This is a genomic window from Microbacterium sp. NFH-22A-Y (assembly GCF_021401375.1).
GTDB classification, from domain to species: Bacteria; Actinomycetota; Actinomycetes; order Actinomycetales; family Microbacteriaceae; genus Microbacterium; species Microbacterium hominis.
The window spans coordinates 864,732-890,667 of the sequence record NZ_JACBGF010000001.1 but is presented as its reverse complement, the minus strand read 5'-3'; the positions used below and the strand labels follow the sequence as shown (position 1 = coordinate 890,667).

23 protein-coding genes are annotated in these 25,936 nt (G+C 73.9%); 9 read left to right on the top strand and 14 right to left on the bottom strand.

Annotated features, from left to right (window positions below; all coding sequences use genetic code 11):
* Positions 1-37 precede the first annotated feature (37 nt).
* Both cydD and cydC read left to right on the top strand, forming a co-directional pair.
* On the top strand, positions 38-1,774 hold the full coding sequence (gene cydD / locus L0965_RS04245) for a thiol reductant ABC exporter subunit CydD (RefSeq protein WP_101305773.1): 1,737 nt from the start codon (positions 38-40) through the stop codon (positions 1,772-1,774).
* Positions 1,771-3,438, top strand: a complete 1,668-nt coding sequence (gene cydC, locus L0965_RS04240) for a thiol reductant ABC exporter subunit CydC (RefSeq protein WP_101305772.1) — start codon at positions 1,771-1,773, stop codon at positions 3,436-3,438. The genes cydD and cydC overlap by 4 nt, the downstream gene beginning before the upstream one ends.
* Positions 3,439-3,459: 21 nt before the next feature.
* Here the strand turns inward: cydC and moaA are convergent, their stop codons facing one another.
* Entirely contained in the window at positions 3,460-4,554 is a 1,095-nt protein-coding gene (gene moaA, locus L0965_RS04235; protein WP_060959966.1) for a GTP 3',8-cyclase MoaA, read from the bottom strand.
* Between the two features lie 136 nt (positions 4,555-4,690).
* On the opposite strand from moaA, the gene L0965_RS04230 reads away from it, so the two are divergent.
* Positions 4,691-6,211, top strand: a complete 1,521-nt coding sequence (locus tag L0965_RS04230; RefSeq protein ID WP_232783999.1) for an HNH endonuclease signature motif containing protein — start codon at positions 4,691-4,693, stop codon at positions 6,209-6,211.
* Between the two features lie 19 nt (positions 6,212-6,230).
* Here the strand turns inward: L0965_RS04230 and L0965_RS04225 are convergent, their stop codons facing one another.
* The 4 genes from L0965_RS04225 to L0965_RS04210 are packed head-to-tail and all read right to left on the bottom strand — an operon-like array spanning position 6,231 to position 9,373.
* Positions 6,231-7,328 (bottom strand): sulfate/molybdate ABC transporter ATP-binding protein, encoded by a 1,098-nt coding sequence (locus L0965_RS04225; protein ID WP_232783998.1) that lies wholly within the window; start codon positions 7,326-7,328, stop codon positions 6,231-6,233.
* Between the two features lie 2 nt (positions 7,329-7,330).
* Entirely contained in the window at positions 7,331-8,149 is an 819-nt protein-coding gene (locus tag L0965_RS04220; RefSeq protein ID WP_101305771.1) for an ABC transporter permease, read from the bottom strand.
* Between the two features lie 16 nt (positions 8,150-8,165).
* Complete coding sequence (gene modA, locus L0965_RS04215) at positions 8,166-8,978, bottom strand: molybdate ABC transporter substrate-binding protein (protein WP_101305770.1); 813 nt, start codon at positions 8,976-8,978, stop codon at positions 8,166-8,168.
* The gene (locus L0965_RS04210) at positions 8,978-9,373 is read right to left on the bottom strand and encodes a molybdopterin-binding protein (protein WP_061782578.1); all 396 of its coding nucleotides are present in this window, start codon (positions 9,371-9,373) and stop codon (positions 8,978-8,980) included. The genes modA and L0965_RS04210 overlap by 1 nt, the downstream gene beginning before the upstream one ends.
* Positions 9,374-9,494: 121 nt before the next feature.
* Between L0965_RS04210 and L0965_RS04205 the strand changes: the two genes are divergently transcribed.
* Genes L0965_RS04205 through L0965_RS04190 form a run of 4 tightly spaced genes read left to right on the top strand, consistent with a single transcriptional unit; the run spans position 9,495 to position 12,566 of the window.
* Positions 9,495-10,589 (top strand): ThiF family adenylyltransferase, encoded by a 1,095-nt coding sequence (locus L0965_RS04205; protein WP_232783997.1) that lies wholly within the window; start codon positions 9,495-9,497, stop codon positions 10,587-10,589.
* A complete protein-coding gene (glp, locus tag L0965_RS04200) occupies positions 10,586-11,866 on the top strand; it encodes a gephyrin-like molybdotransferase Glp (RefSeq protein ID WP_101305769.1) in 1,281 nt (426 codons plus the stop codon). The genes L0965_RS04205 and glp overlap by 4 nt, the downstream gene beginning before the upstream one ends.
* Positions 11,863-12,333 carry a cyclic pyranopterin monophosphate synthase MoaC gene (gene moaC, locus L0965_RS04195; protein WP_060959193.1) on the top strand — a complete coding sequence of 157 codons (471 nt, stop codon included), beginning with the start codon at positions 11,863-11,865 and terminating at the stop codon, positions 12,331-12,333. Before glp ends, moaC begins: the two co-directional genes overlap by 4 nt.
* Complete coding sequence (locus L0965_RS04190) at positions 12,333-12,566, top strand: MoaD/ThiS family protein (RefSeq protein WP_101305768.1); 234 nt, start codon at positions 12,333-12,335, stop codon at positions 12,564-12,566. The genes moaC and L0965_RS04190 overlap by 1 nt, the downstream gene beginning before the upstream one ends.
* 34 nt (positions 12,567-12,600) lie before the next feature.
* On the opposite strand, the gene L0965_RS04185 is transcribed toward L0965_RS04190, so the two are convergent.
* From L0965_RS04185 to L0965_RS04155, 7 genes are all read right to left on the bottom strand, one after another.
* Positions 12,601-13,029 carry a molybdenum cofactor biosynthesis protein MoaE gene (locus tag L0965_RS04185; RefSeq protein ID WP_101305767.1) on the bottom strand — a complete coding sequence of 143 codons (429 nt, stop codon included), beginning with the start codon at positions 13,027-13,029 and terminating at the stop codon, positions 12,601-12,603.
* Positions 13,026-13,496 carry a molybdenum cofactor biosynthesis protein B gene (locus tag L0965_RS04180; protein ID WP_191008012.1) on the bottom strand — a complete coding sequence of 157 codons (471 nt, stop codon included), beginning with the start codon at positions 13,494-13,496 and terminating at the stop codon, positions 13,026-13,028. Before L0965_RS04180 ends, L0965_RS04185 begins: the two co-directional genes overlap by 4 nt.
* A gap of 58 nt (positions 13,497-13,554) precedes the next feature.
* On the bottom strand, positions 13,555-14,166 hold the full coding sequence (locus L0965_RS04175) for a GNAT family N-acetyltransferase (protein WP_101305765.1): 612 nt from the start codon (positions 14,164-14,166) through the stop codon (positions 13,555-13,557).
* 9 nt (positions 14,167-14,175) lie between these two features.
* Positions 14,176-15,717 (bottom strand): SDR family oxidoreductase, encoded by a 1,542-nt coding sequence (locus L0965_RS04170; RefSeq protein ID WP_101305764.1) that lies wholly within the window; start codon positions 15,715-15,717, stop codon positions 14,176-14,178.
* Between the two features lie 112 nt (positions 15,718-15,829).
* Entirely contained in the window at positions 15,830-17,701 is a 1,872-nt protein-coding gene (locus L0965_RS04165; protein WP_101305763.1) for a helicase HerA-like domain-containing protein, read from the bottom strand.
* 5 nt (positions 17,702-17,706) lie between these two features.
* Positions 17,707-18,351: a phosphatase PAP2 family protein gene (locus tag L0965_RS04160; protein WP_101305762.1), complete on the bottom strand. Its 645-nt coding sequence runs from the start codon at positions 18,349-18,351 to the stop codon at positions 17,707-17,709.
* A gap of 26 nt (positions 18,352-18,377) precedes the next feature.
* Entirely contained in the window at positions 18,378-19,718 is a 1,341-nt protein-coding gene (locus L0965_RS04155) for a multidrug effflux MFS transporter (protein WP_374198328.1), read from the bottom strand.
* A gap of 240 nt (positions 19,719-19,958) precedes the next feature.
* Between L0965_RS04155 and L0965_RS04150 the strand changes: the two genes are divergently transcribed.
* Positions 19,959-20,675 carry a DUF3105 domain-containing protein gene (locus L0965_RS04150; RefSeq protein ID WP_060959198.1) on the top strand — a complete coding sequence of 239 codons (717 nt, stop codon included), beginning with the start codon at positions 19,959-19,961 and terminating at the stop codon, positions 20,673-20,675.
* Positions 20,672-21,346 carry a DUF305 domain-containing protein gene (locus L0965_RS04145; protein ID WP_060959199.1) on the top strand — a complete coding sequence of 225 codons (675 nt, stop codon included), beginning with the start codon at positions 20,672-20,674 and terminating at the stop codon, positions 21,344-21,346. Before L0965_RS04150 ends, L0965_RS04145 begins: the two co-directional genes overlap by 4 nt.
* Positions 21,347-21,350: 4 nt before the next feature.
* Here L0965_RS04145 and L0965_RS04140 read toward each other — a convergent pair whose 3' ends face one another.
* Complete coding sequence (locus L0965_RS04140; RefSeq protein ID WP_101305761.1) at positions 21,351-23,015, bottom strand: amidohydrolase; 1,665 nt, start codon at positions 23,013-23,015, stop codon at positions 21,351-21,353.
* 12 nt (positions 23,016-23,027) lie between these two features.
* The gene (locus L0965_RS04135; protein WP_101305760.1) at positions 23,028-25,895 is read right to left on the bottom strand and encodes an HAD-IC family P-type ATPase; all 2,868 of its coding nucleotides are present in this window, start codon (positions 25,893-25,895) and stop codon (positions 23,028-23,030) included.
* Between the last annotated feature and the right edge of the window lie 41 nt (positions 25,896-25,936).

The window sequence follows — 25,936 nt, the reverse complement described above, 5'->3', positions numbered from 1 at the left end:
GGCTCGCGGGGGATGAAGGATGAGGCAGGATCGAAGGATGGCAGACACACGCGTGCGACCCGTCGACCCGCGCCTGCTGCGGTATGCGTCGGCATCCCGCGCGTTCTTCGTCGCGATCGCCCTGATCGGAGCGGCGCAGACGGCCGTCGTCGTCGCGTTCGCCTGGCTGCTCACCCACGCGATCACCCGCGCGATCGAGGGGATGCCGTGGACCGAGCTCACCGCGACGCTCCTGGCCCTCGGCGGCGTCGTGGTGGTGCGGGCACTGCTGCTGTGGGCGCGCGAGGTGCTGTCCGCGCGGGCCGCCGCGCGCGTGCAGGCCCAGCTGCGGGCGCAGCTGGTGGATGCCGTCGGCATCCTCGGCCCGGGCTGGCTCGCGGGACGCAACACGGCCCGCCTGGCCGTGACCGCGGGACGGGGGCTGGAGGCGCTCGACGCCTACTTCGGGCGCTACCTGCCGCAGCTCGTCCTCACGGCCATCGCGACGCCCGTCCTGCTGGCCGTCATGTGGTGGCAGGACTGGATCTCGGGGCTGACCGTCCTGCTGACCCTCCCCCTCATCCCCCTGTTCATGGTGCTCATCGGGCTCGCGACGCGCACCGTCCAGCAGCGGCAGTGGCGCACGCTCGGGCGGCTCGCCGCACGCTTCGCCGACACCGTCCAGGGGCTGTCGACCCTCACGGTGTTCGGGCGCCAGCACCGCGCGGCCGGCTCGATCGAGAAGGTCACCGACACCTACCGCACCGAAACGATGCGCGTGCTGCGCGTGTCGTTCCTGTCCGGCTTCGCGCTCGAGCTCTTGGCCTCGATCTCGGTGGCGATCGTCGCCGTGTCCATCGGCTTCCGCCTCATCGACGGGACGATCACGCTCGCCGTCGGCCTGTTCGTGCTGCTGCTCGCCCCCGAGGCCTACCTGCCGCTGCGCCAGGTCGGCGTGCAGTTCCACGCCGCCGCCGAGGGCGTGGCCGCGACGGAGGACGTGTTCGCGGTGCTCGACGAGGCCCGCGCGTCGGCGGCATCCGGCGGAGAGGCCGCGCGCGCCGCGGCGCCCGCGCTCCCTCCCGGGCCGCGGGGGCACCTCGTGGTCCGCGAGCTCCGCGTGCGCCGCGGGGAATCGACGCTGGCACCGGTCGACTTCGACGCCGCGCCGGGAACGATCACGCTTCTGGAAGGGCCGAGCGGCGCGGGAAAGTCGAGCGTGTTCGCGGCGCTGCTCGGCGCCGCCGGGTTCGACGGCACGGCCGAGCTCGACGGGATGCCGGTGAGCGCGCTGCCGTCGGCGACCTGGCTCGCGTGGGCGGGGCAGCGTCCCGGACTCGTCGCCGGCACGATCGCCGCGAACGTCGCGCTCGGTGACGAGGATGCCGATGCGGCCGCCCGGCGTGCCCTCGTCGTCCGCTCCCTGCGGATCGCGCAGGCGCACGAGCTCGACCCGGACCTCGATCTCGGAGTCCAGGGCGCGGGTCTGTCCGGAGGACAGGCCCAGCGGGTCGCCGTCGCACGCGCCGTGTACCGGCACCTGCGCGGCCACGCGTCGGTGCTGGCCCTCGACGAGCCCAGTTCGGCCCTGGATGCCGCGACGGAGGCCGCCCTCTGGCGCGGCATCCGCGAGCTCGCCGACGCCGGCGCGACGGTGCTGCTCATCTCCCACCGCCGCAGTGCACGCGAGATCGCCGACCGCGTGGTCGCCGTCACCGGCGCCGAGGTCACCCGCGCCGCCGCCCCCGCCGACTCCGCCGTTCCCGCCGTCTCCGCCGAGGAGGTGACGAGGTGACCACGACGACCGACGTGCTCCGGCGCGCGATGCCGTCGCTGCGACGGTTCTGGCCGGGCGCGGCCGCCGGCTTCCTGTCCGAGGCTTCCGCGGTCGCACTCCTCGCCTGCAGCGCGTGGCTGATCGTCCGCGCCAGCGAGCAGCCCCCCGTGATGTACCTGTCGGCCGCCGTCGTCGGCGTGCGGGCGTTCGCCCTCAGCCGCGCGGCCTTCCGCTACACCGAACGGCTCGCGAGCCACGATGCGGCCCTGCGCCAGCTCGCGGTCACGCGCACCGATCTCGTGCGACGGCTGATCCCGCTGGCCCCGGACGGCCTCACCCGCACCCGCCGCGGGTCGGTGCTGGGCGCGCTCGTCGACGACGTCGACGAGCTGCAGAACCTGCCGCTGCGGGTGGTGCTGCCACTCGTGTCGTCGGCGGCCGTCGCCCTGGGCGCCGTCGTGCTCGTCGCGCTCGTGTGGTGGCCGGCCGCGCTCACCCTCTTGACCTGCCTGGTCGTCGCGGCGCTCGTCGCGGTCGGCTGGGGATGGCTCGCCGGCTCGCGGGCCGAGCGGTCGATCGCCCCGCTGCGGGCCCGGCTCGCCGACGCCGTCCTCGACCATCTCGCGAGCCTCGACGTGCTGACCGCGTACGGCGCGGCCGGGCGCAGCGCGGCACGGATCGCCGCCGCCGACGCGGAGCTGCGCCGCGCGGTCACCCGCCGCGCCGGCGCGCAGGCGGGCTCGACGGCTCTCGTGTCGGTGCTGGCCGGTGCCGCGTCGCTGCTCGCCGTGCTCGCGACGGTGGGCGCCGTCGGAGACGGCACGATCACCGGTCCCGCCTTCGCGGTCGTCGTGCTCGTGCCGATGGCCGTGTTCGAGGTCTTCACCGCCGTTCCCGCGGCGGCATCCGCCTGGCGTCAGGTGCGCGCGGCGGCCGCACGCATCGCCGAGGCGGTGCCCGACACGGTGCCGGCCGGCATCCCGGTCGCCACCGTCCCGGCGGTCGGCACGGGCCCCGATCTGGGCGACGGCATCGTGCTCCACGGCGTGTCGGCGCGCTGGCCGGCGGCGCGGGAGGACGCGCTGCACGACCTCGACCTGTCGATCGCCCCGGGCGAGCGCGTGCTCGTGGTGGGCTCCAGCGGCGCGGGCAAGACGACCGTGGCGCACGTGCTGGTCCGCTTCCTCGACACCGTGCGCGGGCGCTACACGATCGGCGGCGTCGACGTCGCCGATCTCGATCCGGACGACGTACGGGAGACGGTCGGACTGTGCGAACAGCAGCCGATGCTCTTCGACGAGGACATCCGGCAGAACCTTCTCTTCGCCCACGACACCGCGACGGATGCCGAGCTGGAGGCCGTGCTGGAGCGGGTCGGTCTGGGCGACTGGCTGCACGAGCGCGGCGGACTGGACGCGCGCGTCGGGGAGCGCGGCGCGCTCGTGTCGGGAGGGCAGGCCCAGCGCATCGCCCTGGCGCGGGCGCTGCTGCACGGCTTCCCCGTCCTGGTGCTCGACGAGCCCACCGCCGGTGTCGACGTCGACGCCTCGGATGCGCTGCTCACCGACCTGCTGTCGGCCGTCGATCCCGATCGGGCCGTCGTGCTGATCTCGCACGTCGAGGTGCCGGCCGGACTCGTCGACCGCACGGTGCGCCTCGCCGGAGGTCGCATCGAGGCCTGACCCGGGCGCGCCGGATGCGGCTCAGCCGCCGATCGCGTTCATCCCGCGATGCGGCTGCAGGAACGACGGATCGTCGATCGCGTGGCCGGGGAGCTTGCCCGCGACGCAGTCGTGCAGCACGGCGTCGATCGCGGCGTCGTCGGAGCCGGCCGCGCGCAGCACGGGCAGCAGGTCGTACTCGTCGTTCGAGAACAGGCAGTTGCGCAGCTGCCCGTCGGCGGTCAGCCGCAGCCGGTCGCACGCGCCGCAGAAGGGGGCCGTGACCGAGGCGATGACGCCGACCGTCGCGGGACCGCCGTCGAGGAGGAAGCGCTCCGCGGGCGCTCCGCCCCGCCCGGGGATCGGATCGAGGGTCCACCGGGCGGCGAGAGCGGCGAGGATCTCGTCGCGGGTGACCATCTGCGAGCGGTCCCACGTGTGCCCGGCATCCAAGGGCATCTGCTCGATGAAGCGCATCTCGGCGCCGTGGTCGAGCGCGAAGGCGACCAGGTCGGCGAGCTCGTCCTCGTTCACGCCGCGCATGGCGACGGCGTTGAGCTTGAGCGGCCGCAGACCCGAGGCCGCGGCGGCGGCGATCCCCGCGCGCACCTCGTCCAGCCGGTCCCGCCGGGTGAGCTCGCGGAACCGCTCGCGGTCGAGCGTGTCGATCGAGATGTTGAGCCGCTGCAGTCCCGCCGCGACGAGGTCGGGCAGCACCTCCCCCAGCCGGATGCCGTTGGTCGTCAGGGCGATCTCGACGGGGCCGCTCGGACCCTCGATCGCCGCAAGGCGCCGCACGACGTCGACGATGTCGGCGCGCAGGAGCGGCTCGCCACCGGTGAGGCGGAACGTCGTGATCCCGGATGCCGCGGCCACCGCGGCCACGCGGACGATCTCGTCGGTGGAGAGGATGCTGGTGCGCGCGAGCCACTCGTTGCCCTGCTCGGGCATGCAGTAGGTGCAGCGGAGCGAGCAGCGGTCGGTGAGTGAGATGCGCAGGTCACGGTGCACCCGGCCGAAGCGGTCGACGAGCGGGGCGCCGGGCGCTGCCGGCGACGTCGACCGGGGCGCGGAAACGGCGCCGTCCTGTCGCGCGGCGTGCGTCGTTGCGCGCAGCGTGAGCGGGACGGCGACCATGCTCCGAGGCTACCCGCCCGATGGACGGCGCGGGCCGAGGGGAATGTTCTCTTGCGCTCTTCGAAGCTTTGTTCTATTATGGAGGGAAGAAACCCCGCGCGTGCCCACCTTCTGTTGCGGGTCCTGTCCTCCGGTCGTGGCCGGGTCAGGGGTGATGATGCACGCGCAGACGAGGACCCGTGAGGGTGATGCGATCTGGCCCGGGTTGGATGCCGTGGTGACCGGTGTCGTGGATGCGCGGCGTCGGGCCGCTGCCGCGCAGGCCGCGGAGGCGCGGTTTCTGGCCGATGCCGTGGGACTGGTCGCGGAGCGGACGGCGTTGCTGAGGCAGGAGGCGCAGCAGCGGGGTGGGTCGGTGCGGTCGTCGGATGCGGATCTGCCGTTGCGGGAAGTCGCGTTGGAGCTCGCGATGGCGCTCCGGGTGTCGGATCGGGGTGTGCAACGCCGGATGTCGGAGGCATACCTGCTGACGACCCTGTTCCCGCGGACGTTTGAGGTGTGGGCGGGCGGGGAGATCGATGCCGCTCATGCGTGGGCGATCAGCCGCACCGGCACGATGTTGACGGCCGAGGAGGACCGGTCACGGTACGAGACCCTCGCCCTGGAGGCGGCCCGTTCGGAGTCGCCTGCGCGGATGAGCGCGGCGGCGAAGGCGATCGCCGCGACCATCGACCCGGCCGCCTTCACCGAGGCCGCGCAGCGCGCGTATGACGAACGCTCCGTCCGGTTGTTCCCCTTGGAGGACGGGATGGCTCGGCTGATCGCGGATCTTCCCGCACCGCTCGCACACGCGATCCACGACACCCTGACCGCCCGGGGCCGGGCGATCCTCGACCAGCCCGACGAGGACATCGACGGCGCCGCGGATGCCACCGACGCAGATGCCTTCGGCGGTATCGACACCGATGTGAACACGCGCGTCGCCCGGGGCACGAGTGGCGGCCCGTGTGGCGAGACGCTCATCACCGGCCCCGCTCGCGCCACCGACGTGACCTGCACGACCACGCCCACGCCCACGGCCACGACCACGACCACCACCACTGCAGTGAAGGACTCCCGTACGTTGGCGCAGGTGCGTGCGGACATCCTCACCGACCTGCTCCTGACCGCCACTGCCTCCACCCGAGCCACCGGGGCCGGTATCGAGACGGTGACGGCGCAGATCCAGGTGACGATCCCCGCCCTCACCCTCGCCGGTGACCCCGACGGAGGCCCGGCCCTCCTCACCGGGTACGGGCCCATCGACCCGGGGCTTGCCCGACGCCTGGCCGCCCTGGCCCCCGGGTGGGATCGGGTGTTCACCGACCCGACCACCGGCATCCCCGTCGCCGTCGACCGGTACCGACCCAGTGCCGAGCTGCGCCGCTTCCTCGCCGCACGGGATGAACGCTGCCGCACCCCCGGCTGCACCCGCCCCGCGCACCGGTGCGACCGCGACCACACCACCGCAGCCGCAGAAGGCGGCCCCACCGCCCCCGACAACCTCGCCCACCTGTGCCGCCGCCACCACACCGTCAAACACCACACCGCCTGGCAGGTCCGACACCTCGGCCACGGAACCCTCCAATGGACCTCACCCACCGGACGCCACTACGAAGACCACCCACCCAGCCGCGTCCGATTCGTGCCGCACACCGAGGACCCACCACCGTTCTGAGCACCACGCACGGGCAGCGTCACCGGGCAGCGACCCGCACGTCGGTCGCGACGATCGACAGGCGCACCTCGTCACCCTCGGCGACGTCCGCGGCGGCGAACTCGGCGATCGCGAGCTCGCAGACGACGGCGGGCTCGCGGGTGTGCAGGCGGACACCCGCGGCGGTCGCCTCGATCCGCACCACCCTGGCGCTCCAGCGGATGCCGGATGCCGAGGCGCCCACGGCCTCCGCGTCAGCCGAATCCCTCTCCCCAGCCCCCCGCGCGGACCGCACCCGGACCGCGCCGGTCAGGATCAGCGCCACGGCGTCGCCGTCGGAGAGGCCGGGCGCGGGAAGGCGCACCGCACCGGCCGTCCACACCCCCGCCTGCACCCGACCCGGCACGCGGTTGACCCCGCCGAGCGCCGCGACGAAGTCCGTCGCGGGCGTCGTGAGCACCTCGCGGGCGGGTCCCTGCTGCGACACCCGGCCGTCCTCGATCACGACGAGGCGGTCGGCGAGGGTGACGGCATCCACGACGTCATGCGTCACGAACAGCGTCGTCGTGCCGGAAGCGCGCAGATGCGCGGCGAGCACACGGCGGATATCGGCGACCGTCACCGGGTCGAGCGCGGTGAAGGGCTCGTCGAGCAGGAGCAGCCGCGGCGCGGTCGCGAGGGCGCGGGCGAGGGCCACCCGCTGCTGCTGGCCGCCGGAGAGCTCCGCGGGCCGGCGGTGGCCGACACCCGGAAGCCCGACGTTCTCGAGCCAGCGCTGCGCCTGCGCGCGGCGCGCGACCCGGGCAGCCGCCCTCCCGGCATCGTCGGAGACGCGCAGCCCGAACGCGACGTTGTCGCGCGCGGACAGATGCGGGAACAGGCGCGGATCCTGGCCGAGCAGCACGACACCCCGCCGCTGCGGCGCCACCTGCACCGCGGGCGACGAGACGACCTCACCTCCGACACGCACCTCCCCGGCGCTCGCGCGCATCAGTCCCGACACGACATCCAGCAGCGTCGACTTGCCCGCGCCGCTCGGTCCCATGACGGCGACGATCTCCCCCGCGGCCGCGGAGATCGCGACATCCAGCACGAACGCGTCGCGGCGCACGACGACGTGCGCGTCGAGCGCGGCCACGGTCACCGCCCCGCCCCCGGCATCGGCCGCCAGGCACGGACGAGAAGCAGCACGCCCACCGCCGTCACCAGCAGCAGCAACGACAGGGCGACGGCGGTGCCCTGCGAGACACCCGCCCCGTTGAAGGCGGTGTAGATCGCGAGCGGCATCGTCTGCGTCACGCCCGGCGCGTTGCCCGCGAACAGCGCCGTGGCCCCGAACTCTCCGATGGCCCGCGCGAAGCACAGCACGACCCCGGCGAGCAGGCCGGGCGCGGCCAAAGGCAGCGTGATCCGCCAGAGGATCCGCCACCGTCCCGCCCCCAGCGCCGCCGCGGCATGCTCGTAGCCCACGCCGGTCGCGCGCAGGGCTCCCTCGAGCGCCAGCACGAGGAATGGGAGCGCGACGAACGTCTGCGCGATCACGACCGCGGTCGTCGTGAACGGGATGCGCAGCCCCGCCCCCGCGAGCAGCTGTCCCAGCCAGCCGTTGCGGCCGAGGAGGAACAGCAGCGCGACGCCGCCGACCATCGGCGGGAGCACGAGCGGAACCGTCACGACCGCGCGCAGCACACCCGCCAGCCGCGGCCCCGACCGGGCGATCACGAGCGCGAGCGGCACGCCCAGCACGACGCACGCCGCCGTCGCCACGGCACCCGTTCCGAGCGAGAGGCCGAGCGCCGACACGGCGGCAGGCGAGGTGACGTCCGCCCACAGCGTGGACGGATCGACGCGACCGACGAGCGCGGTCAGCGGAAGCACGAGGAAGGCGACCCCGACAACGGCCGGCACGAGCAGCACCTGCGGCACGAACCCGCGCGATGCGCGCTGCCCGGCGATCATCGCGGCTGCCCGGCGATCATCGCGGCTGTCCGAAGCCGAGCCCGGCGAGCACCGCGCGGCCCTCGTCGGACAGTACGAAGGCGACGAACGCCTCGGCCGCCGCCGGGTTCGCGGCGCCGGCGAGGGCGACGATCGGATACGTGTTGACGACGGCGTCGGCCCCCGCGGTCGTCACGGTCTGGACGTCGGTCGTGGTCTTCGCGTCGGTGACGTAGACGAGGCCGGCATCCGCCTCGCCGCTGGCGACCTTGGTCAGCACCGCCGTCACGTTCTGCTCGTAGCTGTCGACGGACGCGGTGACGCCCGCGTCGGCTAGCAGAGTGGCGGATGCGACGCCGCACGGCACCTCGGCGGCGCACAGCACGACCGACAGGTCGGGCGTCGCGAGATCGGCCAGCCCCGTCACGCCGCCCGGGTTGCCCTTCGGCACGACCAGCGTCAGCACGTTCGTCGCGAACGGCTGCGGCGCCGCCGCGAGCCCGGCGTCGACGACCTTCTGCATGTTCTTCTGATCGGCCGAGGCGAAGACGTCGGCCGCCGCCCCCTCGACGAGCTGGGTGGCGAGAGTGGACGATCCGTCGTAGCTGATCGGCCGGATGCTCACGCCGGGATGGGCGGCTTCGAACGCCTCGGCGAGCTGGGTGAACGCGGCCTTCAGCGACGCGGCCGCGAAGACCGTGAGCTCGCCCGACAGCGCGTCGGCCGACGCGGATGCCGGGGCGGTCGCCGCCGGCGCAGCATCCGTGGCCGCACCGCCGGCGCCGCATCCGGCCAGCGCGAGGGCCGCCGCGGCGAGGAGGGCGAGGGCGGGACCGCGTCGCGTGCGCATCAGTGCTCCTGGGGGGTTTCGACGATGACGTTCGTGGCTTTGACGATCGCGACGGCGAGCGCACCGGCTTCGAGGCCCAGGTCGCGCACGGCCTCGGCCGACATGAGCGACACGACGCGGTGCGGCCCGGACTGGATGTCGACTTGCGCCATGACCCCGTCCATCTGCACCCGGGTGACCAGGCCCACGAAGCGGTTGCGCGCGCTCGAGAGCGCATCGCCGGGATCCGCGGCGGCGCGGGCGGTCTCCACGGCCCGCGCGGCGAGCGCGTCGCCCGGCACGCGCGCGGGCGACTCGCCCGTCGTCGGCAGGACGCCGTGGTCGATCCAGCGACGCACGGTGTCGTCGCTCACGCCCAGCAGACGGGCGGCTTCGGTGATGCGATACGAGCGCATACGGCGACGATATCGCTCATCTGCGGAGAAAGTGACACGTACTCCCCGCATCCGCGGAAATCGCCGGGTTCGTGACACCCGTACCGGCCCCGCCGTCGATGCCGCGGTTTACGCTGACACCGTGCCCCTCGCTCCCCTCGTCGACCCTGTCCCCGCGCTGACCGCCGCCGAGCGCGCGCGCACGCAGCGCCACCTCGTCCTCACCGGCATCGGCGATCTCGGTCAGCGCCGCCTCGCCGCCGCACGCATCGCCGTCGTCGGCGCGGGCGGACTCGGCTCCCCCGTGATCATGGCCCTCGCGGCAGCCGGGGTCGGCGGTCTCACCGTGATCGACGACGACGACGTGGATCAGACCAACCTGCAGCGACAGCTCCTGCACCGCCACGCCGACATCGGCGCCCCCAAGACCGACTCGGCCGTGCGGGTGGCCGGGGACCTCTCGCCCGAGACCGTCGTCACGGCGGTGCGGGAGCGCCTGACCGCCGACAACGCCGTGCGCCTGCTCGCCGACGTCGACCTCGTCGTGGACGGCAGCGACACGTTCGCCACGCGCACCGCCGTCGCGGCGGCCTGCGAGGCCCGCGGCATCCCGCTCGTCTGGGGCGTGGTGCAGGAGTTCCACGCCCAGGTGACCGTCTTCTGGAGCGCACCGCCCGCAGGGACGGAGGCCGTCCGCCTGTCGGACCTGCACCCCGCCGACGCCGCGGGCGAGCCGCCCACCTGCGCCGAGGTGGGCGTGCTGGGCGCGCTGTGCCTGCAGGTCGGCGGCATCCTCGCGACCGAGGCGATCAAGCTCGTCGTGGGCGTCGGCGAGCCGCTGCTGGGTCGCGTGCTCGTCATCGACGCCCTTCGCGCCACCCAGACCGAGGTCGCCCTGCACGCGGCGGCGGAGCGCACCTCCGCGCCCGTGCCGCCGGCGCCCGCGACGGACGGGATCCGTGAGCTGACGGCATCCGAGATGCTCTCCGCACAGGATGCCGGGGCCACCCTCCTCGACGTGCGGGAGCCGTGGGAGACCCAGGGCGGCATCGTGGCGGGGTCGGTCCTGATCCCCCTCGGCGACCTGCTCGATGACCCGGACCGGGTCGAGGACGACCGTGTCGTGGTCATCTGCGCCCACGGCGTGCGCGCCCGCCACGCCGCCGAGGTCCTCCGCGCCCGCGGGGTCGCGGCCGACATCCTCGTCGGCGGTCTCGCCGCCTGGCAGCAGGCATGAGCGCCGCCGACACGACGCCGCCGGCGCTGCGGACCGTCGAGGAGCAGCTCGGCGATGTGCTCGCCGCGGTGCGGCCGCTCGCGGCTGCCACCGTGGCGCTGGAGGAGGCGGCGGGCCGCACGCTGCGCGCGCCGCTGCGGGCGGCCCTCGACATCCCCGTCTTCGACAACTCGGCGATGGACGGCTTCGCGGTGCGTTTCGCCGACGTCGCCGCCGCGACCGGCGACGCCCCCGCCGTGCTCCGCGTCGTCGCCGACCTGCCGGCCGGCACCAGCGACGACCCCCGTCTGGGTGCGGGCGAGGCCGCGCGCATCATGACCGGCTCCCCCGTGCCGGCGGATGCCGACGCCATCGTCCCCTTCGAGGACACCGCCGGCGGCCTGGCGGACTCGCTGCACACCGCCCGGGTGCTGCGCGCACCCGCCCGTCCGGGCGTCTTCGTCCGCCGTGCCGGCGACGACGTGCACGCCGGCGACATCCTCCTCGAGGAGGGCACCGTCCTCGGGCCGTTGCAGATCGCCGCCGCGACCGCGGCCGGGGTGACGGAGGCGTTCGTGTCGGCCCGCCCCCGCGTCGCGATCGTGTCCACCGGCAGCGAGCTGGCCCCCGCCGGGAGGCCCCTGCGCCGCGGCCAGATCCCCGAGTCCAACGGCGTCCTGCTCGCGGGCCTCGCCGCCGCGGCCGGCGCGGAGGTCGTCGCGCGCCTCTGCGTCGACGACGAGGGCGCCGCGCTGCGCGACGCGGTGTCGGCGGCGCGTGCGGCCTCCGTCGACGCCGTCGTCTTCTCGGGCGGCGTCAGTGCCGGCGCGTTCGAGGTCGTGCGCGCCGAGCTGTCCGGCGCGATGACGTTCAGCCGCATCGCCATGCAGCCCGGCAAGCCCCAGGGCTTCGGCACGCTGCCGACACCGGCCGGCGCGGCCCTGCTGTTCGGGTTGCCGGGTAACCCCGTCAGCGCGGCGGTGTCGTTCGAGGTCTTCGTCCGGCCGGCGCTGCTGGCGCTGCAGGGTCGCCGCGCGATCCACCGGCCGATCCTGCAGCTGCCCGCCGGAACGCCCTGGCGCACGCCGGAGGGACGCCGGCACTACCTGCCCGCGGTCGTCGACACCGACCGTGACGGCTCGTGGACCGTCCGCCCGGCGACGGCGGGCGGCTCCGGGTCGCATCTCGCCGGCGGACTCGGCCGCGCCCGCGCCCTCGCGGTCGTTCCCGCCGAGGTCGTCGAGGTGCGCACCGGCGACCCGGTCGCCGTCATGCTGCTGGAAGGATGGGACGCATGAGCTTCACCCATCTGGATGCCGCCGGTCACGCGCGAATGGTCGATGTGACCGAGAAGCAGCCGACGGTGCGTGCCGCGACCGCCCGCGGATTCGTTCGCTGCGCCGCACCGGTCGTCGCCGCCCTCCGCGACGGCTCCGTCCCCAAGGGCGACGTGCTGGCCGTCGCGCGCATCGCCGGCATCCAGGCGGCCAAGCGCACGCCCGAGCTGCTGCCGCTCGCCCACGTCATCGGCGTGCACGGCGCCGTCGTCGATGCGATCGTCACGGACGAGGGCGTCGAGGTCACCGCGACCGTGCGGACGGCCGACCGCACCGGCGTCGAGATGGAGGCACTGACGGCCGTCGCCGTCGCCGCCCTCGCGATCGTCGACATGGTCAAGGGCATGGACAAGGCGACCGCCATCGAGAACGTGCGTCTGATCGCGAAGACCGGCGGCAAGTCGGGCGACTGGACGCGGGAGGCCTGATGGCGAGGGTGCGTTACTTCGCCGCCGCCGCCGAGTTCGCGGGGCGCGACGAGGAGGTCCGCGGCGAGCACGACCTCGAGGCCCTGCGCGCCGCGTGGGCGGCGGAGTACCCCGGCCTCGGGCGCATCCTGCCGCGCTGCGCCGTGCTCGTCGACGGGCGGCGCACCGACGGCGACGCCGCGCTCGGCGACGACACCCTGATCGACGTGCTCCCGCCCTTCGCCGGAGGCTGAGCGCGGGTCGCGGAACCCCGGGGCACCGTCACGTTCAGCCGCCGAGCCCCTTCCACGCCGCCGACCCGTCGTCGGCCAGCTGACGCTTCCACACCGGCAGCTCGCGCTTGATCGCCTCGATGATCTCCCGGCACACCTCGAACGCCTCCGCGCGGTGCGGTGTGGCCACGGCGATCGCGACCGCGATGTCGCCGACCTCGAGCCGTCCGATGCGGTGGCTCACCGCCACGATCGCGCGGCGGTCGCCGACCGCGGTGACCGCGATGTCGTGCAGCGTCGCCTCGGCGTCGGGATGGGCCGAGTATTCGAGCGCGACGACCGCCCCGTGCGCGTCGGGGTCGTGGTCGCGCACCGTGCCGATGAAGCTGGCCACGGCGCCGGCGGCGGCATCCTCGACCGCGGCGATGTGGACGGCGAGATCGAGCGGTTCGTCGGTGATGCGGGCGATGCGCACGGCCATCAGTGGTCACCTCCGTCGAGCTGGTGGCGGACGTGGTCCGCGATCGAGAGGATCACCGGCATCCCGGATGCCACGGCGGCGGGAGAGCCGGGCAGATTGACGATGAGAGCGGTGCCGGCGACGCCGGCGAGCCCGCGCGACAGCATCCCCGCGGGCTTCTCGGCGACCGACCGGCGGCGCAGCTCCTCGGCGATGCCGGGGAGCTCCCGATCGATCACACGTGCCGTGCCCTCGGGGGTGCGGTCGCGCCGCGCCACGCCGGTGCCGCCGGTCGTGACGACGAGGCGGGCGCCGGCGGCGATCGCCTCCCGCAGCGCGGCCTCGACGCTGTCGGCGCCGTCGGCCACCACGCGCGCGTCGGCGCACGCGAAGCCCGCCTCGCGCAGCACGCGCACGGCGACCGGGCCGCTCACGTCGTCGCGCGCCCCCGCCGCGCTCCGGTCGGACACGGTGATCACAGCGGCAGGCATCGACACGCCGCCAGCCTACGCCCCGCCCTCCCGCGGCGCGCGGGCGGACGAGCCGATGTCACAGCACGAGGCCGAACGCGGCGACGTCGGTCGGGCCGTCCAGACGCGAGAAGCCGATGCGCTCGTAGAACGCGATCGCGCCGGCGTTGCCGCCCGCGGCGACGAGGTGCAGGCCCGCGACGCCGCGGGCGCGCAGCGCGTCGACGAGCGCGGCGATGAGCCGCCGTCCCCATCCCTGACCCTGCAGCTCGGGCAGGAGGTCGATGTGCAGGTGCGCCGGATGGGTCGCGGCGTACGGTTCCGCGCCGGGGCGTCGGCTGTCGGCATACGCCAGGACGGCATCCTGCCGGGTGCCCTCCCCCTCCTCGCCACCCGCGGCGCGCCGCGGCCAGCGCGAGCCGACCCGCGGCCACCATTCGGAGCGGAACCATTCCTCGAAGGCGTCGGTGTCATCGGTGCCGACGATGTAGCCGGCCACGCGGCCGTCGTCGGTCTCCACGACGAAGGCGAGGCCGGGATGGCGAGCCGCGTACGGGAGCACGAAGACGGCGCCCCAGATGTCGTCGTCGTCCAGGATGCCGGTGCCGTCCGCGCCGGCATCCGCGGTCCGCAGGCAGACCTCGGCGAGCGCGGCCTCGTCGCCGGCGCGGAACGGTCGCAGGTGCGGCATCCCGCGATTCTATGCCGCCGGCTGCGCGGCCTCGGCGGCCGCGGTGATCCGGTTGGCCATCCCGCGGAAGATGAACCCGTGGAACGGCAGCACGGCCAGCCAGTACAGCCGCCCCGACAGCCCCGACGGGAAGAAGACCGCGCGCTGACGGTACACCGCGCCGCCGTCGGCGCCCGGCTCGCAGCCGAGGTCGAGCCAGGCCAGCCCGGGCACCTTCATCTCGGCGCGCAGGCGCAGCAGCCGCCCGGGCTCCACCTTCTCGACCCGCCAGAAGTCGATCACGTCGCCGACCGCGACGCGCGTACGGTTGCGGCGACCCCGGACGAGGCCGACGCCCCCGACGAGGCGGTCCATCCACCCCCGCAGCGCCCACAGCAGGGGCGCCGAGTACCAGCCGTTCTCCCCGCCGATGCCCTCGATGACGTCCCAGAGCCGCTCCGGCGCCGCGGTGGTCGCCGCCGTGCGTACGTCGGTGTAGACCGTGCGCCCCGCCCACTCCGGGTCGGACGGCAGCGGATCCGACGGGACCCCGCTGACCTCGGCATCCTGCCAGCTCGTCTCGACGCTGTCGGCCGCGACGCGACCGAGGGCGAGCGCGACGGCGCGGCGGTACGGGGTGAGGCCACCCTCCGGCGGCGGGATGATCGCGTCGATGTCGTGATCGTCCATGACGCACTCGTTCTGCAGCGACGCGATGAGCGGGCGCGCGATCGAGCGCGGCACGGGCGTGACGACGTTGACCCAGTGCGAGGCGAGACCCGGGGTGAGCACCGGCAGCGGGGCGATCGGGCGTTGCGGGAGCCCGGCTTCGACCGCGTAGCCGTTCATCATCTGCCCGTAGCGCAGCACGTCGGGACCGCCGATGTCGACCGCGCGGTTGACCTCGGGAGCGACCCGCGCCGCGCCCAGGAGGTAGTACATGACGTCGCGCACCGCGATCGGCTGGATGAAGTTGCGCACCCACTTCGGCGCGGGCATGTAGGGCAGCACCTCGGTGAGGTGGCGGATCATCTCGAACGATGCGGACCCCGAGCCGATGACGACCCCCGCCTGCAGCACGAGCGTCGGCACTCCGCTGCGCAGGAACACGTCGCCCACCTCGACCCGCGAGCGCAGGTGCGGGCTCAGAGGCACCCCGTCGGGGTGCAGGCCGCCCAGGTAGACGATCCGGCCCACGGATGCCGCGGCCGCCGCGGTGGCGACGGCCCGGGCGGCGGCGAGGTCGGCCTCCTCGAACCCCGCGCCCGCCGACATCGAATGGATGAGGTAGAAGAGCACGTCGACGTCGTCGCAGGCCCGGGCGAGCGCGGGGCCATCGACCGCCGCACCGGCGACGACCTCGACCTCGTCCCCCCAGTCGAACGCCGCGAGGCGGGCGGGATCGCGCGCGAGGACCCGCACGCGGTACCCGGCCGCGATCAGCCGCGGCACGAGCCGGCCGCCGATGTAGCCGGTGGCGCCGAGCACGAGGGCGCGCGGCGCGCTGCCGTCGGCGCGCGGCACGGCCCGCAGGGCTTCTTCGCGGCCGGTGGGCGTGGACAGTTCGCTCATGCCCGCCACGCTAGCCCGCCTTCCCCCGAGCCGCCATGACGCGGCCGAGCCGCTACCGCGCGGGCGGGCCGGCGCGTAGCGGCTCGGCCGGCGGGTAGCGGCTCGCGAAGGGCTAGCGGCGGCCGGTGCCGAAGATGCCGCGGATGACCGAGGTCAGGATGGTCTGGGTGGACTTCGCGTTCAAGACCTGTTCCAGCGGGGACTTCTGCGCGGCGCGCGAGGTGCGGGACGTGCGCGAGGCGCCCGTGCCGCCAGTGGAGCGCAGGATGCGGTCGTACTCCTTCTGCCGCTCGCGCGCGGCGGCGGCATCCGCCTTGGCCTGGGCGGCCTGCGCGGCGGCCTGCGCGGCGGCTCTCTCTGCGGCGGCATCCGCCTCCGCGGCCGCGTTCATCTTCGCGGTCAGGATCTCGCGTGCGGACTCCCGGTCGATGGGCGTCCCGTACTGCGCGAGCAGGGGCGACGCGTGCACCGCCCGCTCGATGTCGGGAACGGGCGTGGGCGACATGAGCCCCTGCGGCGCGCGCAGCCGTGTCCAGGCGACGGGGGTCGGTGCCCCCTTCTCGCTCATGACGGTCACGATCGCCTCGCCCGTGCCGAGCTCCTGCAGCACGCGCTCGAGGTCGTACCCGCTCTTCGGGTAGGTGCCGACCGTGGCCCGCAGCGCCTTCGCATCGTCGGGCGTGAAGGCGCGCAGCGCATGCTGCACGCGGGAGCCGAGCTGGCCGAGCACGTCCGACGGCACGTCCTTGGGCGTCTGGGTGACGAAGAACACGCCGACGCCCTTGGAGCGGATGAGCCGCACCGTCTGGGTGATGGCCGCGAGGAACGCCTTCGACGCATCGCGGAAGAGCAGGTGCGCCTCGTCGAAGAAGAACACGAGCTTCGGCTTGTCGAGATCTCCCACCTCGGGGAGGATCTCGAACAGCTCCGCCAGCAGGTACATGAGGAACGTCGAGAACAGCGCGGGCTTGTCGGCGACGCCCGGCACCTCCAGCAGCGAGATCACGCCGCGACCGTCGGGCGCCGTGCGCAGGAAATCGCGGACGTCGAACTCCGGCTCGCCGAAGAAGACGTCGGCGCCGTCGTCGGCGAAGGTGATGAGCTTGCGGAGGATGACGCCCGCCGTCGCCGCCGACAGGCCGCCCAGCTCCTTCAGCTCGACCTTGCCCTCGTCGCTCGTGAGCCACGTGAGCACCGCCCGCAGATCGGACAGGTCGACGAGGGCGAGCCCGTTGGCGTCGGCGTAGTGGAAGACGAGGCCGAGGCTCGACTCCTGAGTCTCGTTCAGGCCGAGCACCTTGCTCAGCAACAGCGGGCCGAACCCGGAGACGGTGGCGCGCACCGGCACGCCCATGCCCACGCCGCCGAGGGCGAAGTACTCGGTCACGGATGCCGCGGGCGCCCACTCCTGCCCGATCGCCGCCGTCCGGGCGCGCAGCTTGTCGCTGGGCTCGCCCGGCGTCGCGACACCGGACAGGTCGCCCTTCATGTCGGCCGCGAAGACGGGCACGCCCTTCGCGGCGAGCTGCTCGGCGAGCCCCTGGAGGGTGCGCGTCTTGCCCGTGCCGGTGGCACCGGCGACCAGGCCGTGGCGGTTCATCATCGCGAGCGGGATCCGGATCTGCGCCGCGGGCACCGGCTCGGTGTTCATCAGCGCGCCGAGGTCGAGCGTGAGCCCCTCGAACGTGTACCCCTTCGCGATGGCGGCGACCTGGTCGGCGTCGAGGGGGCCGGATGCCGCGGCATCCACCTCCGACGGCGCCTGCGCCGCCTGCGCTTCGGGAGGAGATATCACCTCGGGAGGAGCTGATGTGCCCGCAGCATCCTCCGGGGCGGAAATCTCCTCTGCTGCTGCCGGTGCGGACGCACGGGCGGCCTGCGCGGCGGCGAGCGCCGCCTTGGCCTGGGCGAGCTTCAACGCGGCCTCTGCGGCCTCCGCTTCGGCCTGCAGACGGGCGAGCTCGGCATCGTCGACAGCACTCATGGCGCTCAGCCTAGCGAGCGGACCCGCTCGCTCTCACGGTCCAGCACGCGCGTGAAGGCGGCCGCGACGACGAGGGTGGCGCCGACGCCGACGAGGGCGCCGCCGACGGTGTCGCTCAGCCAGTGCGCGTGCACCTGGGTGCGGCTGAACGCCATCGCGAACACCCACGCGCCGCCGACGACGGCGACGGCGACCCGGGGGAAGAGGATGACGGCGATCGTGGCGACCGTGGCCGCGTTGCCGGTGTGGCCGGAGGGGAACGAGCCGTGGTCGGAGAACACGATCATGTCCTCGGGACGGGCGCGGCCGAACAGCGCCTTCAGCAGCTGGACGAGCGCGACGCTGCCGACCGAGGCGACGACGACGAACAGCGCGCCGCGCGGGCGGCGCAGCACCAGCAGGAGGGCGACGCCGCCGAGCGGCACGACGAAGGTCGCGAACCAGCCCCCGCCGAGGAAGTTCATCGCCAGGGCCGCCGGATCGAGGAAGGCGAAGCGATCGACGAACACGTTCCACCACTCGTCCACGTTGACGTCGGCCTCGACGACCACCTGGATGCCGAGCCACACCGTGGCGGCGATCAGCAGCACCCCCGCGACGAGGCGCTGCAGGGCGACGGTGGCGAGGTCGTCGTCGGTCGGTGCTCTCATCGCCCCATTGTGCCCGACGGCATCCGCTACGGCGTGAGGCGCGCGACCGTCCACGGCCGCACGATCGCCCACAGCGCGGTGCAGCCGATGAGCGCGCAGCCGACCATCACCGAGGCCATGGTGGTCGCGGTGATCCCGGCATCCTTGGCCACCCAGCCGACGATCGGCGAGATGAGCCCCGCGACGCCGAAGTTGGTCGCTCCGAGGATGGATGCCGCGGTGCCGGCCGCCTTGCCGTGCCGGTCGAGTGCGAGCACCTGGACGCAGGGGAAGGTGAACCCGCACGCCGTCATGAAGACGAACAGCGGCACCATCGTGCCCCAGAGTCCGAGCCCGAGCTGGTCGAGGACGATGATCGCCACGGCCGCGAGCACCAGCACGCCGGTCGAGACGGCGAGCACCCATTGCGGTCCGAAGCGCGCCGCCAGCCGTGCGGCCACCTGGACGCCGATGACCAGACCGAGCGAGTTGGCTGCGAACAGCAGGCCGTACTGCTGGGCGTCGAAGCCGTAGGTCTCCTGGAAGAGGAACGACGAGGAGGAGAGGTAGGAGAACAGACCGCTGAACGACATGCCGCCGATGATCAGCACGCCCACGAACACCCGGTCGCTGAACACGGCTCGGTAGCGCTGCAGCACCGTGGTCGCTCCGCGCTCGCGGCGTCGTGCCGCGGGCAGGGTCTCCGGCACGAGCGCGATCGCCGCCACGAGCATGACGGCGCCGTACACGGCGAGCACCACGAAGATGCCGCGCCAGGGCATCACCGTGAGCAGCGCCGATCCGATCAGCGGCGCGACGACGGGCGCCGCGCCGGAGACGAGGGCGAGCCGGCTCAGCATGACGACCAGCCGGCGCCCGCCGAACAGGTCGCGCACGATCGCCATGGCCACGACGCCGCCCGCCGCGGCGCCGACGCCCATGAACACCCGGGCGATCGCGAGCAGCGTCAGGTCGGGGGCCAGCGCGGCCGCGACGCTCGCCACGACGTGCAGCGCCGTGACGGCGAGCAGGGGCAGGCGGCGCCCGACCTTGTCGCTGAGCGGCCCGACGATCAGCTGGCCCAGCGCGAAGCCCACCATGGTGCCGGTCAGGGTCAGCTGGATCGCGGCCGCGGAGGTGCGGAAGTCGGCCTGCAGCGTCGGGAAGGCCGGCAGGTACAGGTCGATCGTGAACGGCCCGAGGGCCGTGAGAGCGCCGAGCAGGATGATGTAGACCACGCGTCGCGGCGTGGAGATCGCATCTCCCGGGTGCAGGACGACGGGCGCCGTCGCGGGATGCGGGCCCAACGTGCGGATCGCACCGGTGGCGGTGCGCTCGGCGGCGGCGGAGGCGGGGCGGGAGGCGGGGTTGTCGCGCACGGTTTCCAGACGGGTGGGGGCGAAGGGCGGGGCGGAGCGGGCGGGGGCGGGCGAGGCCGGCCGCGGCGGCCGAGGAGGTGTCGCGGCGCCGAGCGAGGCGGGACGACATCGGCGATGAGGACTCGAAACGATTCGAGCCGGTTCCGATCCTAACCTTTTCCCCAGACTCGAAGTCATGCGTGCGCATACGATCGAAAGGTCGCTCCCTCCCGGACCGGCCCCGCCCGCCCCCGAGCCGAGGACCTCTCCATGACCCCGACGCCCTCCACCCCCCGCGGCAAGCGCGCCAGCGGCAACCCCGCGACGCAGGCCAAGATCGAGCTCACCGTCAAGCAGCAGCGTGAGCAGCAGAAGCAGGAGAAGCTGGCCGAGTACCAGCGACAGCTCGCGCGACGCCGGCGCAGCCGCCTCACCTGGTGGGTCGTCGGCAGCGTCGCCGCCGTCGCGGTCGTCGCGGTGATCGCGGCCTCGATCGTCTTCGCCCCGCGCGCCGCGACCTACCAGGCCGGTGGGACGGGCGCGACGATCGAGGGCGTCGAGACCTTCACCAACGAGACGCAGCACGTCGCGGGCACCGTCGACTATCCCCAGAACCCGCCCGCCGGCGGCCCCCACAACCAGTACTGGCTCAACTGCGGCATCTACGACCAGCCGCAGACCAACGAGAACGCGGTGCACTCGCTCGAGCACGGCGCGGTCTGGGTCACCTACGACGCCACCCAGGTCAGCGGCGCCGACCTCGACGCGCTCAAGGCCCAGCTGCCGTCGACGTACGTCATCCTCTCGCCGTACGAGGGGCTGCCGACCCCCATCGTGCTCAGCGCCTGGAACGCGCAGCTGAAGCTCGACAGCGCGACCGACAGCCGCATCCCGACCTTCTTCGAGGAGTACTGGCGCAACCAGAACGTGCCCGAGCCCGGCGCCGCGTGCACCGGCGCGATCGACGGTCCCGGCAAGCGGTCGTGACCGCCCCCGCCTCGACGCGCGCCCTGCCGCCCTGGTGGGCGGTGCTCATCGTCGCCCTCGCGATCGCGGGCCTCGCCTTCGCGATCGGACGATTCTCCACGTTCGGCGCCTCGGCGGCCGCGGCGGCCCCCGCATCCGACTCGCCCGAGGCGGGGTTCGCCCGCGACATGCAGGTGCACCACGGTCAGGCCGTCGAGATGGCGATGGACATCTACCGCACGACCCGCAACGACGATGTGCGCGTGCTCGCCTACGACATCGCCACGACGCAGTCGGCGCAGAAGGGCGAGTTCTACGATTGGCTCGTGAAGTGGGGGCTGCCGCAGGCGGGCGGCCCGCTGATGGGCTGGATGGATGCCGCGGACACCTCGCACCAGCACGCCGGCACGGGTGCGGCCCGCCCGTCCGAGGCCGAGCTGATGACGCAGATGGGTATGGCCAGTGCGGACGAGCTCGCCGCGCTGCGCGCGCAGACGGGCACCGCGGCGGACTGCACGTTCCTGGGACTGATGATCCGGCACCACCAGGGCGCATTGCCCATGGCTCAGGCGCTGCTGCAGCTCGGACACGAGCCGCGTGCGCTCACGGTGGCCCAGGGCGTGATCGACACCCAGTCCGCCGAGATCGACCTGATGACCTCGCTGCGCGCCGGCCTGGGCTGCACCGGCTGAGATCTCAGGCGCAGGCGGGACAGGCCTGCGCCGAGACGTCGGCGGAGGCGGAGTGCCGCCGCGCGTCGATGACGTGCCCGGCCGCGATCGTCCAAGCGTTGCGGGTACGGGCGATCTCGTCGTCGGCGCCGGCGAACGGGTCACGGTCGGCGATCGCCAGATCGGCGGCGGCGCCGACGCGGATCCGGCCCGCCGCCCCGTCGCCGATGAGCGCGTGCGAGCCGCTCGTGTACGCCGCGAGGGCCACCGCCAGCGGCAGGGACTCGTCGGCGCCCAGCGGGTCGACGTCGGGATGGTCCGCCTCCCTCCGCGTGACGGCGACGCCGATCGCGGCCCACGGATCGGGCGCCGACACGGGCCAGTCCGATCCCATCGCCAGCGCCGCGCCCGAGCGCCACAGCGACCCGAACGGGAACTGCCACGCGCTGCGCTGCGGACCGAGCAGCGGAGCGGTGACGGTGCGCATCACCTCGCTGCGGCACGCCCAGAGCGCCTGCGCGTTGACGGTCGTCCCGGTCGCGGCGAACCGCGGGACGTCGGCGGGATCGACGACCTGCACGTGCGCGATGTGGTTGCGCACGCCGTGGGGTGCGGGCCCCGCCGCGGCGAAGGCGTCCAGCGCCTGGGCGACCGCGGCGTCGCCGATGGCGTGCACGTGCACCGGGATGCCGGCCGCGTTCACCTGCGCGACGACGGCGTGGACGACCTCGTCGGGGAAGTAGCTGAGCCCGCGCGATCCGTCCGGGTAGCCCCCGCGAAGTGCGGCCGTCTTCGACTCGACGATGCCGTCGAGCATGAGCTTGGCCGTGCGGGTGGAGAAACCCGTGGCATCCGCTCGATCGGCGCGCTCCCGCAGGCCGGCGACGAATTCCGCGACGGCGTCGACCGTCAGGTCCCGCGGCACCCAGACCGCACCGGTGGGGCGCCCGCGCATGCCCGCGGCGAGCGCGAGGAGGTACGCGTCGGTGAAGTCCGGGATGCTGCCGAACGAGGCGAGCGCCGCCTCCTGCCAGCCCGTGACGCCGAGGGAGAGCAGATGGTCGGCGGCCGTCCGGATGCCGGGGGCGAGCGCGTCGGGGCCCGGCTGCGGGGCGATGCGGCCCACCAGGTCGACGGCGCCCTCTCTCAGGGTGCCCTGCGGCTCGCCGTCGGCATCCCGCACGATGCGCCCGTCGGGCGGGTCGGGCGTGGTCCGGTCGATCCCGGCGAGGGCAAGGGCGCGCGAGTTGGCCCACGCGCCGTGCCGGTCGCTGTCGAGCAGCAGCACCGGACGGTCGGGCACGACGGCGTCGAGCGCCGCGCGCGAGGGCGTGCCGCCGGCGAACCACTCGGCGCGCCAGCCGCCTCCGCGCACCCATGCCTGCGGGTCGGCGAGCGCCTCGGCGTGCGCGCGGATGCGCTCGAGGCATCCCCGCTCCGAGCCGGTGTCGTCGAGGGTGCAGTCGAGGCCCTCCAGGGCGACGAGGCCGAGGTGCACGTGCGCATCGGCGAAGGAGGGCGCGATGAGACCGCCCGCGGCATCCAGCTCGTCGGCGTGCGGCAGCCCGCGGCGCACCTCGTCGCGCGCGCCGACGGCGACGATGACGCCGTCGCGCACGCCCACGGCCTCTGCGTCGATGCGCTCCACGCCGTCGAACACCGCTCCGCCGGTCACGATGAGCTCGCTCATGTCGATCCTCTCTCAGCTCGCGTGGAGCACGGGCCGGAAGAAGCGGTGCGCGGGAGGCGCCCACAGCGCGGCGAGCACGAGCGCGTGGACGGCGATCTGGGCGAGCGACCACCCGTCCCAGTCGTGGTCGACCGCGAGGCTCCACGCCTGCAGCGCGATCAGCGCCAGAGCGAGCACGCTCACGAACAGCCGCGACAGCCCGCTGCTCCGGGCCAGTCCCGACGCGGCGGCCACGGACAGCAGGCCGAACAGCACGATCCCGACACCGATCAGCGACACGCTCATCACCATCGACCCCGGTACGTCGTAACGGCTGAGCAGGAACAGGATGCCGAACATGGCGCTGGCCAGACCGCCGAGGTAGACCAGCGCGACGGCGATCGTGACCGGCACCGGACGCGAGACCTCCCGCGTGTGCGAGACGGCATGCGCCGGAGCCGCATCGGCGACGGCACGCGCGACGTAGCGGCGCTGGATCGCGCGCACGACCTCGATCAGCACGATCGCGGCCACGCACGCGCCGGTCACCACGACCGCGGTGACCTGACCGGGATCGACCAGCAGGAAGAACGACCGCGACAGCGCGACGGAGAAGATGACGACGAGGGCGACGAACATCCCCCCGACGACGGCGCCCTTGTAGCGGTTGAGCGGGCGGCTGAGCACGGCGAGGATCCAGATGCCGACGACGGCGAGGATGATGGTGGCGCCCGTGCGCAGCTCGTCGACCTCGATGCCCGCGCCGCGGACGACGAGCGTGTACGCGGTGAGGGTCAGCGCCACAATGACCCCGGTCGGGATCGCGAAGCTCAGCGAGCGACGCAGGAACCCGGGGATGTAGCGCTGCGCGTTCGGCATGAGGGCGAGGAAGAAGGCGGGGATGCCGATCGTCAGCCCATCGGTGATGGACAACTGCCGCGGCAGGAAGGGGAACTCGAGCAGCAGGAGCCCGAAGAGCAGCGCCAGCAGGGTCGCGTACGTGGTCTTGGTGAGGAACAGCATCGAGACGCGCTCGATGTTCGCGATCACCTGCCGCCCCTCGGCGACGACGTCGGGAAGGTGCGAGAAGCGCCCGTCGAGCAGCACGAGGCGGGCGACGGCCTTCGTGGCCGCGGCGCCCGAGTTCATCGCGATGCCGATGTCGGCCGTCTTGATCGCGAGCGCGTCGTTGACCCCGTCGCCGGTCATGGCGACGGTGTGCCCGTTCGACTGCAGCGCGACGACCATCCGCTTCTTCTGATCGGGGCTCACCCGACCGAAGACGGTGTGCTGCTCCAGCACCTCGGCGAGCGCGGCGTCGTCGTCGGGGAGCTCGCGGGCGTCGTAGCCCTCCGCGGCATCCACGCCGACCTCGCGCGCGATCGCCGCGACCGTACGCGGGTTGTCGCCGGAGATGATGCGGATGCCGACCCCCTGGGCGCGGAAGTACTCGAGCGTCTGGGCGGCGTCGGCGCGCACCTTCTCGCGGAAGGTCAGCACCGCCACGGGCCCCAGCCCCTCGGGCAGTCGCTCGTGCTCGGCGTCGTCGGCGCTGAGCACGCTCGCCGCATACGCGAGCACGAGGGTGCGGCGGCCGGTGGAGGCGCGCGCGACCACCGCGGAGCCGAGCGGGTCGGCGACGTCGCTCGCGGCCGCGCCGAACACCATCTCCGGCGCGCCGAGCACCCACGTGCCGGCGGCGTCGCCGTCGGCGTCGAACGAGACGGCGCTCCATTTGCGGGCCGACGAGAACGCGATGGTCTCCGCCGCCACGCGGGGGCGCGCGGCGGCATCGGCGGCGAACGGCTCGCGCAGGGTGCGTGCGGTCGCATTGGCGTCGGGCGCGGCGCCGTACCAGCCCAGCGTGCGGCGCCAGCCGTCGACCTCGTCGAGCAGGAACGCGTCGTCGTAGACGATCTCGCCCTCGGTGAGCGTGCCCGTCTTGTCCAGGCAGATGACGTCGACCCGGGCGAGGCCCTCCACGGCGGGCAGCTCGTTGACGAGCACCTGCCGGGCGGCCAGGCGTGCGGCGCCCACCGCGAAGGTGATCGACGTCATCAGCACGAGCCCGAGCGGGATCATCGCGGTGAGCGAGGCGATCGTGTTCACCACCGCCTGCACCCACGAGCCGGTCTCCCACGCGGCGCGCCAGCCGCCCGCGACCTGCATCTGGGCGTTCAGCACGAGCAGTCCGATCGGACCGATCCCCCACCCGACCCAGGTCAGCACGCGGTTGATCGAGTCGCGCAGTTCGGAGCCCACCAGCGAGAACCGCTTCGCCTCGTCGGCGAACGCGTTCGCGTAGGCGTCGGCCCCGACGCGGATGACCTGCGCGTCGCCGTCGCCGCCGACGACGATCGACCCGGACAGCGCTTCGTCGCCGGGGCGCTTGTCCACGGCATCCGACTCGCCGGTCAGCATCGACTCGTCGATCTGCAGGCCGCGCGAGCCCACGATCCGGGCATCGGCCGGCACCTGGTCGCCGGCGCGCAGCACCAGGATGTCGCCCAGCACCACCTCCGTCTGCGCCACCTCCTGCTCGGTCCCGTCGCGGCGCACGCGCGCGGCGGCGGCGTTGAGCAGCGCGAGCTTGTCGAGCGCGGCCTTCGCGCGGAACTCCTGCACCGAGCCGATGACGGCGTTGGCCACCGCCGCGAAGCCGAAGAGGGCGTCCTGCCAGCGGCCGAGGGCGAACAGGATGCCGAAGCACGCGAAGACGATGCCGTTGAAGAGGGTGAACACGTTCGCGCGCACGATGCTGGCGGCGCTGCGGCTCGTCTCGGCCCGATAGGCGTTGGAGCGCCCGTCCGCGATGCGCGCGGCGACCTCGTCGGCGCGGAGGCCGACGGCCGGGTCCACCTCTTCGAGCTCGACGCCGACGTCCTGCGCGGGGCTGGTCATGGCTTCACACTAAAGGAGCGGCGCGGCTCGTGTCCCCACGA